The organism is Halomonas sp. M20, assembly GCF_020622265.1.
GTDB lineage: Bacteria > Pseudomonadota > Gammaproteobacteria > Pseudomonadales > Halomonadaceae > Modicisalibacter.
The window spans coordinates 109,677-126,170 of record NZ_JACNMQ010000002.1 but is presented as its reverse complement, the minus strand read 5'-3'; the positions used below and the strand labels follow the sequence as shown (position 1 = coordinate 126,170).

Annotated in this window: 16 protein-coding genes and 1 tRNA gene; 8 read left to right on the top strand and 9 right to left on the bottom strand. The window is 56.2% G+C overall.

The window, feature by feature from the left end:
* Positions 1–15: 15 nt before the first annotated feature.
* Positions 16–672, bottom strand: coding sequence for a potassium channel family protein (locus tag H7850_RS06230; protein ID WP_227368662.1), 657 nt, complete (start codon positions 670–672; stop codon positions 16–18).
* A 235-nt stretch (positions 673–907) separates the two neighbouring features.
* Here H7850_RS06230 and H7850_RS06225 point away from each other — a divergent pair, with 235 nt between their 5' ends.
* Positions 908–2,368: a sodium-dependent transporter gene (locus tag H7850_RS06225; RefSeq protein WP_227368661.1), complete on the top strand. Its 1,461-nt coding sequence runs from the start codon at positions 908–910 to the stop codon at positions 2,366–2,368.
* Between the two features lie 108 nt (positions 2,369–2,476).
* Here H7850_RS06225 and H7850_RS06220 read toward each other — a convergent pair whose 3' ends face one another.
* Positions 2,477–3,292 (bottom strand): DUF1206 domain-containing protein, encoded by an 816-nt coding sequence (locus H7850_RS06220; RefSeq protein WP_227368660.1) that lies wholly within the window; start codon positions 3,290–3,292, stop codon positions 2,477–2,479.
* Between the two features lie 456 nt (positions 3,293–3,748).
* Between H7850_RS06220 and H7850_RS06215 the strand changes: the two genes are divergently transcribed.
* Positions 3,749–4,708, top strand: a complete 960-nt coding sequence (locus H7850_RS06215) for a YihY/virulence factor BrkB family protein (RefSeq protein WP_227368659.1) — start codon at positions 3,749–3,751, stop codon at positions 4,706–4,708.
* A gap of 236 nt (positions 4,709–4,944) precedes the next feature.
* The gene (locus H7850_RS06210) at positions 4,945–5,166 is read left to right on the top strand and encodes a hypothetical protein (RefSeq protein ID WP_227368658.1); all 222 of its coding nucleotides are present in this window, start codon (positions 4,945–4,947) and stop codon (positions 5,164–5,166) included.
* Positions 5,167–5,225: 59 nt separating this feature from the next.
* On the opposite strand, the gene H7850_RS06205 is transcribed toward H7850_RS06210, so the two are convergent.
* Positions 5,226–5,310, bottom strand: a tRNA-Leu gene (locus H7850_RS06205).
* A 124-nt stretch (positions 5,311–5,434) separates the two neighbouring features.
* On the opposite strand from H7850_RS06205, the gene H7850_RS06200 reads away from it, so the two are divergent.
* Together H7850_RS06200 and H7850_RS06195 are read left to right on the top strand one after the other, a co-directional pair.
* Positions 5,435–6,190, top strand: coding sequence for a double zinc ribbon domain-containing protein (locus tag H7850_RS06200; RefSeq protein WP_413614144.1), 756 nt, complete (start codon positions 5,435–5,437; stop codon positions 6,188–6,190).
* Between the two features lie 39 nt (positions 6,191–6,229).
* A complete protein-coding gene (locus H7850_RS06195) occupies positions 6,230–7,216 on the top strand; it encodes a serine/threonine protein kinase (protein ID WP_227368656.1) in 987 nt (328 codons plus the stop codon).
* Positions 7,217–7,280: 64 nt separating this feature from the next.
* Here H7850_RS06195 and H7850_RS06190 read toward each other — a convergent pair whose 3' ends face one another.
* A complete protein-coding gene (locus tag H7850_RS06190) occupies positions 7,281–7,859 on the bottom strand; it encodes a hypothetical protein (RefSeq protein ID WP_227368655.1) in 579 nt (192 codons plus the stop codon).
* A gap of 255 nt (positions 7,860–8,114) precedes the next feature.
* Between H7850_RS06190 and folE the strand changes: the two genes are divergently transcribed.
* Genes folE through H7850_RS06175 form a run of 3 tightly spaced genes read left to right on the top strand, consistent with a single transcriptional unit; the run spans position 8,115 to position 10,772 of the window.
* Positions 8,115–8,672 (top strand): GTP cyclohydrolase I FolE, encoded by a 558-nt coding sequence (gene folE / locus H7850_RS06185; RefSeq protein ID WP_227368654.1) that lies wholly within the window; start codon positions 8,115–8,117, stop codon positions 8,670–8,672.
* A gap of 49 nt (positions 8,673–8,721) precedes the next feature.
* Entirely contained in the window at positions 8,722–9,255 is a 534-nt protein-coding gene (locus H7850_RS06180) for a hypothetical protein (RefSeq protein ID WP_227368653.1), read from the top strand.
* Positions 9,256–9,314: 59 nt separating this feature from the next.
* Positions 9,315–10,772 carry an NAD-dependent succinate-semialdehyde dehydrogenase gene (locus H7850_RS06175; protein WP_227368652.1) on the top strand — a complete coding sequence of 486 codons (1,458 nt, stop codon included), beginning with the start codon at positions 9,315–9,317 and terminating at the stop codon, positions 10,770–10,772.
* A gap of 209 nt (positions 10,773–10,981) precedes the next feature.
* On the opposite strand, the gene purH is transcribed toward H7850_RS06175, so the two are convergent.
* The 5 genes from purH to accC all read right to left on the bottom strand — a co-directional run bounded on the left by purH (position 10,982) and on the right by accC (position 16,481).
* The gene (gene purH, locus H7850_RS06170; protein ID WP_227368651.1) at positions 10,982–12,586 is read right to left on the bottom strand and encodes a bifunctional phosphoribosylaminoimidazolecarboxamide formyltransferase/IMP cyclohydrolase; all 1,605 of its coding nucleotides are present in this window, start codon (positions 12,584–12,586) and stop codon (positions 10,982–10,984) included.
* A 64-nt stretch (positions 12,587–12,650) separates the two neighbouring features.
* The gene (gene fis / locus H7850_RS06165) at positions 12,651–12,914 is read right to left on the bottom strand and encodes a DNA-binding transcriptional regulator Fis (protein ID WP_227369161.1); all 264 of its coding nucleotides are present in this window, start codon (positions 12,912–12,914) and stop codon (positions 12,651–12,653) included.
* Between the two features lie 26 nt (positions 12,915–12,940).
* Positions 12,941–13,963, bottom strand: a complete 1,023-nt coding sequence (gene dusB / locus H7850_RS06160; protein ID WP_227368650.1) for a tRNA dihydrouridine synthase DusB — start codon at positions 13,961–13,963, stop codon at positions 12,941–12,943.
* Between the two features lie 260 nt (positions 13,964–14,223).
* Entirely contained in the window at positions 14,224–15,135 is a 912-nt protein-coding gene (prmA, locus tag H7850_RS06155; protein ID WP_227368649.1) for a 50S ribosomal protein L11 methyltransferase, read from the bottom strand.
* Between the two features lie 2 nt (positions 15,136–15,137).
* Positions 15,138–16,481, bottom strand: coding sequence for an acetyl-CoA carboxylase biotin carboxylase subunit (accC, locus tag H7850_RS06150; protein ID WP_227368648.1), 1,344 nt, complete (start codon positions 16,479–16,481; stop codon positions 15,138–15,140).
* Between the last annotated feature and the right edge of the window lie 13 nt (positions 16,482–16,494).

The window sequence follows — 16,494 nt, the reverse complement described above, 5'->3', positions numbered from 1 at the left end:
GCGAAGTAGACATGATCAAAGTTTGTTGCCCAGCTTACGCAAGTCGTCGAGATCGCCCATCAATATCAGGCTGTCTTTTTCCTGTAGAGGCGTGTCCGGGTCCGGTGCTTTCAACACCTCGCGACCGCGTTTGATGGCAATGAGGGATAGCTTGTCCTCGTCGAGTTCGAGCTTGGCTACCGTGGCACAGGTGTTGCACAAGTTCTCCGTAGTCTGAAGTTCGACCACGAATTGATGATCGCCCAGGTCAATGAAATCGACCAGCGCATGATAGTGCAGGCTTTGTGCCACCCGCACCCCGGTATCATATTCCGGATAAACGACGTGACGCGCCCCAAGGTGCCGAAGTAGCCGATAATGGGTATCCGAGTGCGCCTTGACCCAGATTTCGCGTACGCCGAGTTCTCGCAGTAGCAAGGTGCAGGTCATGCTATCTTCGATGTTGTCATCGACATCGATGATGACCGCATCGTAATCCGTCAACGACAGCTCGGAAAGCGTCTGCTCATCGGATACGTCGGCGACCAGCGCATGGGTCAGCAGATTGGAAAGCGCATTGACCCGGTCCTGGTCGCGATCGATACCCAGCACGTCATCATTCTGGCGTATTAGTTCCTGGGCGACGGTAACGCCGAAATATCCCAATCCTAAAATAGCGAACTGACGTGACATGATCTTTCTCCCTGGTGGCCAAAAACGCCACGACATACCAAATGGCTCGTTGCCGGGGCTACCCTAGCACAAGGCACACCGTTGGCGGAGTGTTGTGACCGTTGAGGGGGCATGCATGGGAGCCATGCCGGGGCGGTCGCGATCCACGGCGAATTAAGGCTACAATCCTCCAGCCGTAACGCGGGTTACGGTATATGGCTAGCAAAGCGCAACGATCTCTCCATTCAGGTGCTTCATGACAGCAAGAGAAAAACCCAAGACGTTGTGGGTTGGTCGCTGGGGATTCATTCTCGCGGCGACGGGGTCCGCCGTCGGACTGGGCAATATCTGGAAATTCCCCTACATGACCGGGGAGTATGGTGGTGGGGCCTTCGTATTGGTTTACCTGGCCTGCATTCTGGCCATCGGTATTCCCATCATGATGGCGGAAATCAGTTTCGGACGCCGTGGACGCGGTAGCCCCATCGATGCGATTCGGCGCCTGGCCCAGGAATCGGGACGTAGCCGTGTCTGGTCGCTGTTCGGCTGGATGGCGATGCTGTGCGGCTTCATGATTCTGTCCTTTTATGTGGTGGTGGCGGGCTGGTCGGTTTCCTACCTGTGGAAGGCCGTCAGTGGCGGGCTTTCCGGCTCCAGCGTCGAGGAAATGGCGGCGATCTTCGGCGCCAATAACGCTAATCCCTGGAATCTGGGTTTCTGGAGCACCCTGGTAACCTTGGCCACGATGCTCATCGTCGGCAAGGGCGTGCAGGAGGGGATCGAGAAAAGCGTGCGCTGGATGATGCCGGGCATGGTCCTCATCCTGGGGATCATGATCGCCTATGGTGCGTTCTCCGGCGGTTTCGGTGATGCGGTGCACTTCCTGTTCGCGTTCGAACTCGGCAAACTCTCCAGCGAAGGGCTGCTGGCGGCCATGGGGCAGGCTTTCTTTACCCTATCACTGGCCTCCGGAGCGATCCTCACCTATGGGTCCTACCTGCCTGATGACAAGTCGATTGCCCGCACCACCTTCAGTGTCGCGCTTTTCGATACTCTGGTGGCGCTGATGGCAGGTCTGGCGATATTTCCGATCATCTTTGCCAGCGGCATGGATCCGGACAGCGGCCCCGGACTGATCTTCATGAGCCTACCTTTGGCTTTTCAGCAGATGCCCCTTGGCACAGTGCTCGAGATTGCCTTCTTCGTCATGCTGACCCTGGCGGCGCTGACCTCGGCGATCTCGATGATCGAAGCGACGGTGGCCTGGTTGAACCAGAGCAAGGGTATTTCCCGGATCAAGGCTTCCTGGGGCACGGGCATCCTGTTATGGATCGTGAGCACCCTGGCCATGCTTTCATTCAATGTGGGCGCCGACTGGACCCTGGCAGGCAAGCACTTCTTCGATTGGCTGGATTATCTGACCTCGCGCTGGATGATGCCCCTGGGCGGCCTGGGGATGGCACTGATGGCGGGCTTCGTGCTGCGCAATGACATCTTCCGCTCCGAGCTTGGCTTGTCCGATGTTCAGCATGCGCTATGGCTATTCATGATTCGCTATGTCAGCCCTTTGGGCATTCTGCTGATCTTCATTGACGCTCTTGGGGTGATGGCGCTCGATCTGGGTAGCCAATGGCCCTGGCTGCTGGGCGTGTTGGTAGCGGTTACGTTGCTGGGTGAGGTAGTCAGTCCGCGTATCAGGCGTCAGCTTGCGTCCTGATGCCTAGTTTTGCGATGGTCGTGCAATTAATGTCTGGAGTATGGCAAGCATTCTTCGCCATTGAAAAGTACCAATGGCGAAGAATGTCACGCAGTGATCATGCCTTGATCAGTCGGTACTTACATCGCGAAAGCGTGCATTGATGAAGCAGTAAATACCATAGCCGACGAGCCCTAGCGCAACGACACCCAGTAACCAGGGGCCGAAAGGTTGACTCGCCAGAGTGTTGAGTGCACCACCCAATCCCTGCGCCTTGCTGGGATCGGTTTGCCAGGCAGCGATACATAGAAAGCTGCCGATGATCATGAAGACCACGCCTCGGGCCGATAAACCCCAGCGCGTGGCGCCTTCAGCCAACTTGCGCTGGGTTTCGTTCATCTTGACCATATGCCAATTCTTGAGATAGGAGCGCTTAACGGCGCGCACGATCTGGCGTATGCCGACACCAAAAAAGATGATCCCTACGGCAAATACCAAATAGATGCCGCCCGGGGTGCCCATCAGTTTGGCAGTACGATCTTGGGTCGAGCCCCCGCCACCGGATGACGAGAAGGCAGTAAGCAGCAGGTCGAGGCAGTAAATACCCAGACCGGCATAAATGAGGCCGCTGATGATGAATCCCAGGCGCGTCGCGATACCCTTGAATCCGCTGCCCGCATCTTCGGTATCGTAAAATGCCTGCACGATCCGCCATAAGGTATAGGCGAACAATCCAAAGGCCATTAGACCCAGCATGGTACTACCAAAAGGTTGGCCGGCAATGTGAGTGATCGCTTCCTTAGTGCCGATGTTCTTGCCACCCAGACCAAAAGCGGCCATGGAGGCAAGTACGCCAACTATCAGGTAAACGACACCCTTGGCGGCGTAACCGCATCGAGCCAGGATGGCGATCATATTTTCAGTGGTGGAATTAACGTTTTTCACAAAGACTCCATGGTGCCCAGGCAGCGAGGCGATGGCTTGCTCAGCCAACAGCATTCAAGACGTTACCTTTGACTTGTTTTATCGATAGCGGCGTACGAGTGATAAATAGCCACGACATTGCGTGATACGAAGTTTTACAAATAGCTGTTCAATCATACAAGATGTTGAATCTTTGACAAATATGCGTCAGTTTTCAGCCACAATGGCGATAACGTCCGTTACTTGCCATTCAAGTAAATTAGAGCTCCTTGTTTAGCGCTCCTTGTAAAGGAAGAAAAACGTCAAGCTCGAATATCCTATGTTATCGTTTGGCCCGAGAAAACAAGGCTACTGTTCAAGCCATAGGATATGCCAAGCATTTTCATGAGAAATTGCGTTGCGATAGTTTGCGCAAAAGCTATTCTTGTGAAATAGCCTTAAAACACAGCTTTGCAATAAATCAGCGAAAGGATACGTATGAGCGCTCGAAAGGAAACCGAACGTGGACGTGAAGCGAAGAAACCGTCAGAGATTCCAAGCTCAGGATGGTTCGACGTTCTCAAGCGCGTCATGGGCGAAATAAGCCGGGATCATGTCAGCATCGTTGCTGCTGGAATAGCCTTTTACGGCTTACTGGCCATTTTTCCTGCTATTGTTGCGCTGATTTCCTTGTGGAGCCTGGCGTTTGATCCGCAACAAATTTCTCAGCAGATTTCCTCAATTAGCCAACTCTTGCCTTCACAAGCAGCCGACATAATCAAGCAGCAAGTACAGAAAGCCAGTTCCAATGCCGGCACAGGCATCGGGCTTGCGGCCATAGGCGGGTTGCTGTTGACGATCTATAGTGCCTCCAAGGGTACCCAGGCACTGATGGAAGGGTTGAATATCATCTATGACGAAGAAGAGACCCGCGGGTTCTTTAAAAAGAATGCGGTAAAATTGATACTCACTTTCGGTGCCATGTTGATAGCTATCGTTGCACTGGGAACTATAATCGTCATTCCGATAGTGGTTAAAGCGCTAGGCCTTCCAGAGTTGATCAGTACGGCAGCCAATATCATTCGTTGGCCCTTGCTGTTTGTCGTATTAATTATTGCTCTAGCAATACTCTATCGTTACGCAGCAGATCGCTCCAGGCCTCGCTGGCAATGGACCAGCGTTGGGTCAGTCGTGGCTGTCTTGCTCTGGATTGCAGGATCGATCGCTTTTTCCATCTACGTACGTAATTTTTCAAGCTACAACGAGACTTATGGATCCCTGGGTGCGGTTGTCATTCTTCTCATGTGGTTCTGGCTTTCGGCATTCATTGCTCTTTTGGGAGCAGAGCTGAATAGCGAAATGGAGCGTCAGACCCGTCACGACACAACTGCTGGAAAGCCGCAATCGAAAGGGGAGCGAGGCGCTTACGCCGCGGATACCGTCGGCGACAAGCAGTAAAAGGCTCAAACTTATTCGTTTGTTCATTATTGGAAAACGAATTAATCCCCAGGCCAGTTATTGGTATGGCGGTATTAGCCTCTCAAAACAATAGATCTAAATCATTAGTTAAGAAACGTAAACGGCGCATGAAATGCGTCGTTACCCTATTTTACCATTGCGTATGCTTGGGTAACCTGATGCCAGAGTGGATTTTAGATACCGCTCATAAAACGCAAGGGAATAGGGATAAAACAATGAAACTTTTGATGTATTTGGGGGGAGTTGTCGTTTTTCTTGGCGTCGTTCTGGCTTTCGTCGATTCTGGAGCCGAAGCCGTCATACCATTGACCCCGGAGCAGGAAAGATACTGTGAGGCCGTGAACGAATGGCGTAAGCAGGAGTTATTTGATGCGCCCAAGGGAGCGCGGACAGGTCATCCGGATCATCGGAATCTATACGATCAGTGGTGCGAGTAAGCGCTACTTACGTGTTTAGCTCGCCAGAAGCCGTCGTGAGCAATAAGATCGCGACGGTATGGTGCGGATGGGGAGACTCGAACTCCCACACCTTTCGGCACTAGAACCTAAATCTAGCGTGTCTACCAATTCCACCACATCCGCTACGGGTAAGAACCGTAGGTATTTTACGGGCGCTCTATGGCAAGTCAATCGACTTTTGCATTTTGTCACGATAATCGCAGTGCACTGACAGTTGCGTTAATAGCTAGCTTGATAGTGCTGGCAGATGAACCTGGACAGATCGTTGCTCGGTACAGGTAGGAAGTGGGGTTTCAGAGTGCTGCGGCACGCTGACCTTGGGCTAAAACATCTGCTACCCGGACACTGTGCCTTTTGCCTCGCATTGCCCATGTCTGGTCAGCCTTGGTGCGATGAGTGCTTCAGGGCCTTGCCCTGGAATCATCATGCCTGTCACCAGTGTGCAGAGCCGTTTTCAGGTGACGCTTACTCCCTATGTGGCCACTGCTTGAAACAGCCGCCGGCGTATGACAGTGCGCGAGTTGGATTGCGCTACGAGGGAGAAGTGGCGCTACTGATACAGCGCTTCAAGTTCAACGCGGATCCGCGTGCTGGCGCCTTGCTCGTCGATCTAATGCATGCAGGCTTGCAACGGCTGCTTCCCCATGAGCTTCCTCAAGCGCTGATTGCGGTGCCACGCCATCCTTTGCGCGCCAGAGAGTTCGGTTTCGATCAAGCATTGTGGATAACACAGCACTTGGCACGGCGCCTGGAAATACATTGCCTGGTAGCAAGGCGTGCTCGCCGCACCCCTACCCAGCGGGGTCTCGATCGCTCAGCGAGGTTGCGCAACGTGCAGGATGCGTTCGCGATCGATGTCGCGCTCCCGGCTCATGTTGCTGTAGTGGACGACATCATGACCACCGGCGCTTCATTGGATGGGCTTGCCAAGGCCTGCAGTATTGCTGGCGCGAGTCGCGTCGAAGCCTGGGCTGCAGCACGAACGCCATTGACGTCTTCTTGATCTGGTAGCATGAGGTCCATTTCCTCTTTAGGAGCGAGCATGGCCATTGCAAACCAGCACCCCTTCGATAGTTTGACGCCCGGGCGCATCGTCGATGCTATCGAAGGACTCGGGCTATGGATAGCCAGTGAGCCCTTTGCACTGAACAGCTACGAGAATCGCGTATTTCTGCTCAGTGACGACGACCGGCAACGTTGGGTCGCGAAGTTCTATCGCCCCGAGCGCTGGAGCGAAGCACAGCTACGCGAGGAGCACTGCTTTCTCGATGAACTCGAAAACGCTGGCGTGGCCGTTGCAGCGCCCTGGCGGGATGGGCAAGGCAATAGCCTGCACCGGGCTCATGGTTTCTATTTTGCTTTATTTCCTCATGTGCCAGGTCAAGCCCCGGAGCTGGATAACCCGGGTCATTTGTTCGCGGTAGGCGAGCTGATAGGCCGCCTTCATGCGGTATCGAGTCAACACGTGTTCACTGTTCGACCCAGGATGGAGCCACTGAGCCTGGCCAAGAGTAGTCGCGAACGTGTGTTGGAAGGCACGTGGCTCACCCGTTCCCAGCGCCGAGCCTATGCCCGGGTGAGCGAGTCGCTGCAACAGCTGCTGACGCGCAGCGTGTGGCCCATCCAGGCAGCGATTCGTGTACATGGCGACTGTCATCTGGGCAATATTCTGGGTCGTGATGACGATTTCACCCTAGTCGATTTCGATGATTGTGCTATGGCCCCCGCGGTTCAGGATCTATGGATGATGCTGACAGCGCAGAATGAACATGAGATGCGCCTGCAACTCAGTGAGTTGCTCGAAGGGTATGAAGAAAACATGCCGTTTGATCGTCGCCAACTAGAATGGATCGAACCGCTGCGAACGCTACGCTTGATGCGTTACAGCGCTTGGCTGGTGGCGCGCTGGCAGGACCCGGCGTTTCCGCGCGCTTTTCCCTGGGTTGCTGATGAGGCGTACTGGGACCAACACATACGCACTCTCGAACAACAGCGCCTGCTGCTGGAAAAACCGCGTTGGCTAGCCTGAATCGGAAGGCTTGCATGCAGGAGGCTGAATCGTCCTTCTGCAAGGCAAAGAGGTATGGGTGCCTTTACTGGGCGCTGTTATCCGGTTCGGGACGATCGGAAGGTATCGGGTTGGCAACGCCTTCACCGTCTGCCTGACGGCGCTGGCGGTTGAGGTCTGCCGAGGGGTTTTCCTGAGCAGTGATATGGGTATCCTTGCCCACATTTAGCTGAAAATAGTGCTCAGGCTCGATCACGGCCTTTGTGCAACGACCATCCTGCTCGTTGGTGCAGGTATCCAGGCCAAAATTTCCATCGTTTTCGAAAGCCGCCGCAGACAGTTCACCACTGTAGATCGCCGGCGAGTCATCTTCGGCATCGATGCAGGTGACCGATTCGGTAGTGAGTCTGACGCGACGATCGTTCAAGCGCGCACTGGCGGTGATCAAGCAGTAGTGAGGGAGGGGCTCGGTTGAAGCATCCTCGTTTCGCGTTACTGGTCGTAGCAGGACATCCGTCATTGCTTCCTGGCTGTCATCGAGAATGATGCGATCGATTACCTGGACATCAATGCGTGTATCCGCTGGTAGATCAAGTGTTGCTTCTGCAGCGAAAACAGGTGATGCCAATGCAGCCAGCCAAAGGCAGAGGATCTTTTTCAACATGTCAATCGTTCTCGTCGTAGGGTTTGAACCCCGTCCGGGACGGTAAATGAGTGGTTTTCACTTTAGCATAGGCGCTATTGATCTGGTATCCACTCGCTGTGACAGATCGCCGCCATAGTAGGCGTCCGCGCCGGACGCGCACTGCCACTGCATGAGAAACGCGACTGGGTTAGAATCCGTTCATGACTGCTATCCGATGCGCGCTGCCGTATCTTGTGAAGCTCTTATTAGACGACATCTCAACAGGCACAATCGATGACTGAAGAACTTGCCAATCATTACCGCGACATCATTGCCGGCATTGGCGAAGACACTACCCGCGAAGGGCTCCGCGATACACCGATGCGTGCCGCCAAAGCAATACAGTTTCTTACCCAGGGGTATGGCCAATCCCTGGAAGAGCTGGTCAATGGCGCAGTTTTCGTCTCGGATACGGATGAAATGGTGCTGGTCAAGGATATCGAGCTCTACTCGCTTTGCGAGCACCATATGCTGCCGTTCATCGGTAAATGTCATATTGCCTACATGCCCGGAGGCAAGGTGCTGGGGCTGTCGAAGTTTGCGCGTATCGTCGATATGTATGCCCGTCGGCTACAGATTCAGGAAGACCTTACGCGCCAGATTGCCGACGCGGTGCAGCAGGTGACGGAGGCTCGCGGCGTTGCCGTGGTGATCGAGGCGCGCCACATGTGCATGATGATGCGTGGCGTCGAAAAGCAGAATTCCAGCATGACCAGTTCGGTGATGCTGGGAAGTTTTCGGGGCAATCAAAGCACACGCCAGGAATTCTTGATGCTGGTCAACGGCCGCTAACGCTCGTGATTTATAGGGATGGATCAAGGCGGGCCCAGGGGATGCGACGGTGAATGGCACAATCGTGGCTTTCGATGATCGAATGCAAGAAGGTATCGTTGCAGACGAGCAGGGCCAACGTTATGCCTTTTCTCTGGTGCAATGGCGTGGCCGGGGCTTACCCGGGCCAGAGACCCACGTATCTTTCGAAGTGCGCGATGGCAAAGCGATGCAAGTATTCAACCTGCCCGAGCGACAGCGTCGCGCCAGACGAAAGGTTGCCGCTCATGAGACGGTTCAGGGCATAACCAACGAATCCCGTCGCTATGCCAGCTGCGCCATTGCGGCGATCGTCATTGCGATGCTAGGGCTTTTCTTCGATACCTTGGCACCCTTCCTAGAAGCCCTGGCCATACTTCTTGCCCTACTAGGACTGTACCAGATACGCAAGACGCCGGAGCGTTACAAGGGCAAGGGGCTTTGCCTGGCTGCTATCCTGTTGGCACTTTGTGTGGCTACGCTATCCTTACTGGTAGAACCCGCGTCCAGGCCCCATCTCGATTCATCACAAGCCACCGCCGACCCGGTCGAAGAATCAAAGTAACAGTCACTCTTGAGCGGCTGCCAGTGCAGCCGACACCGCTACACGTATAGGAGCATGCCATGGAAGCCCTTCAGAATTGCCCACTGTTTCGTCCGTTTGCGTATATCGATGGTAATTGGGTCGCTGCCGACAGCGGTGAGCAGATCGAGGTCGATAACCCGGCGACTGGCAAGACGATCGGCACCGTGCCACGTCTCGGGCGAGTCGAAACCGAGCGTGCCATCAACGCCGCCGAGGCTGCCTTTCCTGCATGGCGTGGGCTGACCGCCCAGGAGCGAGCCGATATTTTGATGAAGTGGTATGACCTGATGCTTGAGCATCAGGACGAGTTGGCCATGATCATGACCCTGGAGCAGGGCAAGCCGCTCAAAGAGGCAACCGGAGAAATCGTCTATGCGGCGAGCTTTCTGCGCTGGTTCGCTGAAGAGGCCCGGCGCGCCTATGGCGAAACCGTTCCCGCTGCGAAGAGCAATCAGCGCATCGTGGTGACCAAGCAGCCAGTGGGTGTCGTCGGCGCCATTACGCCCTGGAATTTTCCCGCGGCAATGATTACCCGCAAGGTAGGGGCGGCCCTGGCTGCCGGCTGTCCAATTGTCGTCAAGCCGGCAAGCCAGACACCCTTCTCCGCCACGGCCTTGGCGCTTTTGGCCGAACGCGCCGGCGTACCCCGCGGCGTGTTCAATGTGGTGCCGGGAGCGGCAAGTGAAATCGCAGCGGCGCTGACGGAGTCGCCGGTAGTGCGCAAGATCACCTTTACCGGCTCTACCGAGGTAGGACGCTCCTTGATGGCCCAAGCATCACAGCATATCCAGAAGATCTCTCTGGAGCTTGGAGGCAATGCACCCTTCATTGTGTTCGAGGATGCGGACCTGGACGCGGCGGTGGAAGGTGCGATGGCTTCCAAGTTCCGTAATGCGGGGCAGACCTGCGTCTGTGTCAATCGCTTTCTGGTTCAGTCAAGCGTGGTCAATGCCTTCTGCGAGAAGCTGGCGGCGGCGATGAACAGTGAACTGAAAGTCGGTGACGGTACCCAGGAGGGTGTCAATATCGGCCCGCTGATCGATAGCAATGGCGTCGAGAAGGTCAGCCGGCACATCGATGACGCCGTGGAGAAGGGCGCCGAGTTGTTGCTGGGGGGGCATCGACATCCATTGGGCGGCAATTTTTTCACCCCCACCCTGGTGAGCAATGCCAATCAGGACATGCTGGTAGCCAAGGAAGAGACCTTCGGCCCACTTTCCGCCGTGTTTCCCTTCGACGATGAAGAAGATGCGGTGGCGATGGCCAACGACACTCCCTTCGGGCTTGCCGCTTATTTCTATTCGAAGGATTTAAGCCGCGTATGGCATATCTCGGATGCCTTGGAATACGGCATCATCGGTATCAATACAGGGTTGATCTCGAACGCGGCCGCGCCCTTCGGCGGCGTCAAGGAGTCCGGCCTGGGCCGGGAAGGCGGTCATCAGGGGTTGGAGGAGTTTATGGAAACCAAGTATTTGTGCATGGATCTGGGATAGTATCTATCGGATGAAAACAAACAGGGCAGCCTTGGCTGCCCTGTTTGTTTTACGCCTGAAACACCTGCGATGATGGGTGCCGGAGACAAGGCGAAACGAGGGTCTTTTGCCAGGGATGGCAAAAGTAGCGCCCAAGGATGGGTTCACAGCGCCCTCGTGAAGGCTTGTCCGCGGCTTCCCCCGCCATCACTAGGTTGCGATAGGAGTTCTCAATGCTTGAAGTGACGCATCCCCGTGAACACCATCGCCACCCCAGCCTCGTTGGCCGCATCGATCACTTCCTGATCGCGCATCGAGCCGCCGGGCTGAATCACCGCAGTGATGCCGGCAGCGGCGGCCGCGTCGATGCCGTCGCGAAAGGGAAAGAAGGCATCGGATGCCATCACTGAACCGGGCACTTCGAGCCCTTCGTCCGCCGCCTTGATTCCCGCAATGCGTGCCGAATAAACGCGGCTCATCTGGCCCGCGCCGACGCCGATGGTCTGGCCCTGCTTTACATAGACGATGGCGTTGGACTTGACGTACTTGGCGACCTTCCAGGCAAAGGCCAAGTCGCGTAGTTCCTGTTCGGAAGGCGCGCGTTCGGTCACTACTTTCAGCTCATCCCGCCCGACCATGCCCAGGTCGCGATCCTGAACCAGCAATCCGCCGTTGACGCGCTTGAAGTCATGGGCGTGTTGCCGCTCGCCTGGCCAATTGTCACCCGTGTCGAGCAGGCGCACGTTGGCCTTTTCGGCAACGATAGCGGCAGCGTCGTCGCTGATGCCCGGTGCGATAATGACCTCGACGAATTGCCGGTCGATGATTGCCCGCGCTGTCGCTGCATCCAAGGGTACGTTGAAGGCAATGATGCCGCCAAAGGCGCTGGTCGGGTCCGTTGCAAAGGCCTTCTCGTAGGCGTCCAAGGCGCTTTCGCCAAGTGCCACGCCGCAAGGATTGGCATGCTTGACGATCACGCAGGCGGTTTCCGTGAAGGCCTTCACGCACTCGAAAGCGGCATCGGTATCCGCCACGTTGTTGAAGGAAAGGGCCTTACCTTGGCGCTGTAAAGCGGTGGCGGCGCTTGCCTCACTGGCATCCGATTCGACATAAAACGCCGCTTGCTGGTGCGGGTTCTCGCCATAGCGCATCGACTGCTTCTGGTGTAGCTGTAGATTGTAAGTCCGTGGAAAACGGCTTTCGTTACCCTGGGTCATGCTGCCGAGATAGTTGGCGATGGCGCCATCGTAGCCGGCGGTGTGTTCGAAGGCTTTGACCGCCAGATCGAAGCGGGTGGCGTCGCTGACTGAGCCCTCGTGAGACTTCAACTCATCCAGCACCCGGGAATAGTCGTCGCTGTTCACCACCACCGTCGTGTAGGCATGATTCTTGGCGCAGGCACGCAGCATGGCGGGGCCACCGATATCGATATTCTCGATGGCATCGACCAGAGTGCAGTCGGGCTTGGCGACGGTGGCGGCAAAGGGGTAAAGATTCACTGCAACGAGATCGATAGGTGCAATGTCATGCTTTGCCATCACCTCGTCGTCCTCACCACGACGACCGAGAATGCCACCGTGAATGGTGGGATGTAGCGTCTTGACTCGCCCCTCCATGATTTCAGGAAAGCCGGTATGCTCGGATACCTCGGTCACCGGAATGCCGTGCTCGCTGAGTAGCCGATAAGTACCGCCGGTGGATAATATCTCGATACCACGCTCGCTGAGCTGCCGTGCGAAATCGACGATGCCTGTCTTGTCGGAGACGCTGATCAGCGCGCGTTTCACCGGCAGGGGAGAAATGCTTGAAGAAGTATCAAAGGAGGATGCGGCCATGATAATCCAGTGTCGCAGTGGGGGAAAGCAGGAGCCAGTCGGTAGCTCCCTTTCGGAAAGTACGTCAGATCAGATCGTACTGCTTGAGTTTTTTGCGCAGCGTGCCGCGATTGAGCCCCAGCATGTCCGCGGCTCGGGTTTGGTTACCGTCGGCATACGCCATCACGGCACTGAGTAGCGGCACTTCGACTTCGGTCATGACCATGGCATAAAGATCGCTGACGTTGCCGCCATCAAGATGATTGAAGTAGGACTGCATGGCCTCATCCACGGCTTCCCGCAGCGTTTGCTTGCGGCATGGCGAGACCTCGGCGTATTCATCGCTCATATGAGTGGTTGAAAAGGCTGAACTGGTCATGCTGCGCTGATCCTCGCCGTGGGTGTTGAATGCAACTGTCGGCATAGCGACTCGACGAAATGCTGTTGTTCGCTCCTGGACTCCAGGGTATTGAAGCCTGTCCTGAGCGTTTTGGCATTTTCGCAAGTACTCAGATACCAGCCGATATGCTTGCGCGCGATGCGCACTCCCATGTAATCACCATAGAACGCATACAGGTTGTCGAGATGTTGATTCATTACACGTCCTCGTTCTGACCAATCTGGTACAGGAAGATGTTCGCCAGTACGAAGATAATGATCGATTTGACGAAATATCCAGGGGTTGCCTTGGGCACCACGACCGACCATTGCCGCGTCCGCACCAGTATAGTTCAGTACCTGGGCGGCTTTCTCGGGCGACGTAATATCGCCATTAACGAATACCGGAATACCGACCGTGGCTTTGACGGCGGCGATGGTGTCATATTCTGCATCACCGGAGTAGCGTTGTTCCCGGGTGCGGCCATGTACCGCAAGCGCCTGGATGCCGCTCTCTTCTGCCAAGCGGGCTATCCGTAGCGCATTGATACTGTCACTGCACCAGCCGGTACGTATTTTCAACGTTACCGGAACGCTAACGGCACTCACCACTGCATGAAGTATCTCCGCAACCAGAGGCTCATCTCGCAGAAGAGCAGAGCCCGCTGCCTTGTTGCATACCTTCTTTGCCGGGCAACCCATGTTGATATCGATGATCTGGGCGCCGCGCTCGGCATTGAGCCGTGCCGCTTCGGCCAGCATGCGAGGATCGCCGCCGGCAATCTGCACCGCCCGTGGCCCGGGCTCGCCGGCATGATCGAGCCGTGAACGGGACTTGCGCGTGTGCCACAGGCTCGAGTCCGCGGTGACCATTTCAGACACCACCAGGCCAGCCCCCAGGGAGCGACACAGCTGGCGAAAAGGGCGATCGGTAACGCCGGCCATAGGTGCCAGTATCACTCGGTTGGATAGGCGATAAGGGCCGATAGTAGGCGGTTCGACGCGGGCGGTAGCGGGCATCGTGACTCGAATTCTCGGGCAAGGAAGGGAAGCCATGATACCCATCGCAAGGCCAAGATTGAAGGCTATTATACTTAGGGTCTGTTGATGTTTCGTTCACGGCCGCGCTGGCCTAGCCCTTCGGGTTGCGCATCAAAAAGCGCCATCCTGCGTTGCGAAACTTGAAAAGGGAATAACCCTTCCCTGCGTTCCGCGCCTTAACTGGCACCTTTTGATGCAGCAACGCGGTTCGCGATGAAACGTCAACAGCCCCTAGGCCATCAGGCGTGACGGCAACCGCTCAAGCGTACCCAGCCTTCGCGTTCGACAGGTAACTCCATCTGCAGGCCCTGATCGCGATAGGCATCCAGCACCTCGTCGGCCTGTTTGGCCAGAATGCCTGACAGTACGAGATGGCCGCCCGGTGCCACTCTAGCGGCGATGATCGGCGCGAGTTCGATCAGAGGGCCGGCAAGAATGTTGGCTAGAACGATATTCTCCACCTCTTCGGGCAGTTGATCGGGGAGGTAAAGTTCGAACTGCGAATCGACGATGTCGTTGCGCCGGGCATTGTCGCGACTGGCGATAAGTGCCTGGGGGTCGATATCGGTGCCCAGGGCACCCGTAACACCCAGCTTGAGCGCCGCGATGGCCAATATGCCGGAACCGCAACCAAAATCGAGAATGTTCTTGCCATCAAATTCGATTTTTTCGGCAAGCTCGTCGAGCCATTCCAGGCACAGCGCTGTCGTCGGATGAGTGCCGGTACCGAAGGCCAGGCCTGGATCGAGCAGCAGGTTCACCGCACTCGGGTCCGGTGCTTCATGCCAGCTAGGGACGATCCACAGCCGTTTGCCCATCTGCAAGGGGACGAAGCTGTCCATCCATTCGCGCTGCCAGTCCCTATCGTCGAGCAGCTCGTACTCGATTTCGGGACAGGGATCATCGGCGACGGCTAGCGTCCAGGCTTGATGGACACGTTCGAGCATGGCCTCGATATGATCGAGATCGTCATACAGCCCCGTCAGCACGGTCTCTTGCCATAGCGGCGTTGTGCCGAGATCCGGCTCGAAGACCGGATCATCGTGAGCATCCTGCAGGGTAATCGCCGAGGCGCCCTCGGCGATCAGCAATTCCTCCAGGATGTCGGCTTGCTCGGGCGCGACCCGGGCCTTGAGTTGCAACCAGGGCATGATCAGCTATCCAGCTTCTTCTCGAGGTAGTGGATATTCACGCCCCCCTCTTGAAAATGCGTATCGCGCACAAGATCTTTCTGTAGATCGATATTGGAGCGAATACCATCCACGAGAAGCTCATCCAGCGCATTACGCATCCGTGTGAGGGCTATGCTGCGATCCTCGCCCCAGGTGATCAGCTTGCCGATCAGGGAGTCATAGTAAGGCGGTACGGTATAGCCGGTGTATAGATGGGAATCCATACGCACGCCAAGCCCCCCCGGGGCGTGATAGAGCGTGACCTTGCCCGGAGAGGGTATGAAGGTGCGCGCATCTTCGGCATTGATACGACACTCGAAGGCATGGCCATGAAGCACGACGTCCTCTTGCTTGACCGACAGCGGCAAGCCGGAAGCGATACGCAACTGTTCTTTTACGATATCGACGCCAGTTACCATTTCCGTGACAGGATGTTCGACCTGGACACGTGTGTTCATTTCGATGAAAAAGTATTCCCCATCCTCGTAGAGGAACTCGAAAGTGCCGGCACCGCGATAACCGATCTCGATACAGGCATCGGTACAGGACTTGAGCACTCGGGCGCGGGCATCCGGGTCGATATGAGGCGCTGGTGCTTCTTCGAGCACCTTCTGATGGCGCCGCTGCAAGGAGCAGTCGCGGTCATACAGATGGATGGCGTTGCCTTGACCATCGGCAAGCACCTGTATTTCGACATGGCGAGGGCGCTCGAGAAATTTCTCCATGTATAGCGTACCGTCACCGAAGGCTGCATTGGCCTCGTTACGGGTCACACTGATTGAAGAGAGCAGACTCTCTTCGCTGTGCACCACACGCATGCCGCGGCCACCACCGCCCGCCGCAGCCTTGATGATCACCGGATAACCGATGCGCTGAGCCGTGGCGAGTATTGCTTCATCGTCATCATCGGGCAGCGGACCGTCGGAGCCGGGGACTGTCGGTACACCTGTCGCCTTCATGGCGGCGATGGCGCTGACCTTGTCGCCCATCAGGCGAATCGTTTCGGCACGAGGGCCGATGAATACGAACCCAGAGCGCTCGACCTGCTCGGCGAAATTGGCATTCTCGGAAAGAAAACCGTAGCCAGGGTGAATCGCGCTGGCATCGGTCACCTCGGCGGCACTGATGAGCGCCGGAATGTTGAGATAGGATTGGGCGGATGAGGCGGGACCAATGCATACCGCTTCATCCGCAAGGCGCACGTGCATCAGTTCGCGATCGGCCTTGGAATGCACGGCGACGGTGCGAATACCCAGCTCCTTGCAAGCCCGCAGGATACGCAGGGCGATCTCGCCTCGATTGGCGATGAGTACCTTGTCCAGCATGGGGGTGTCCATT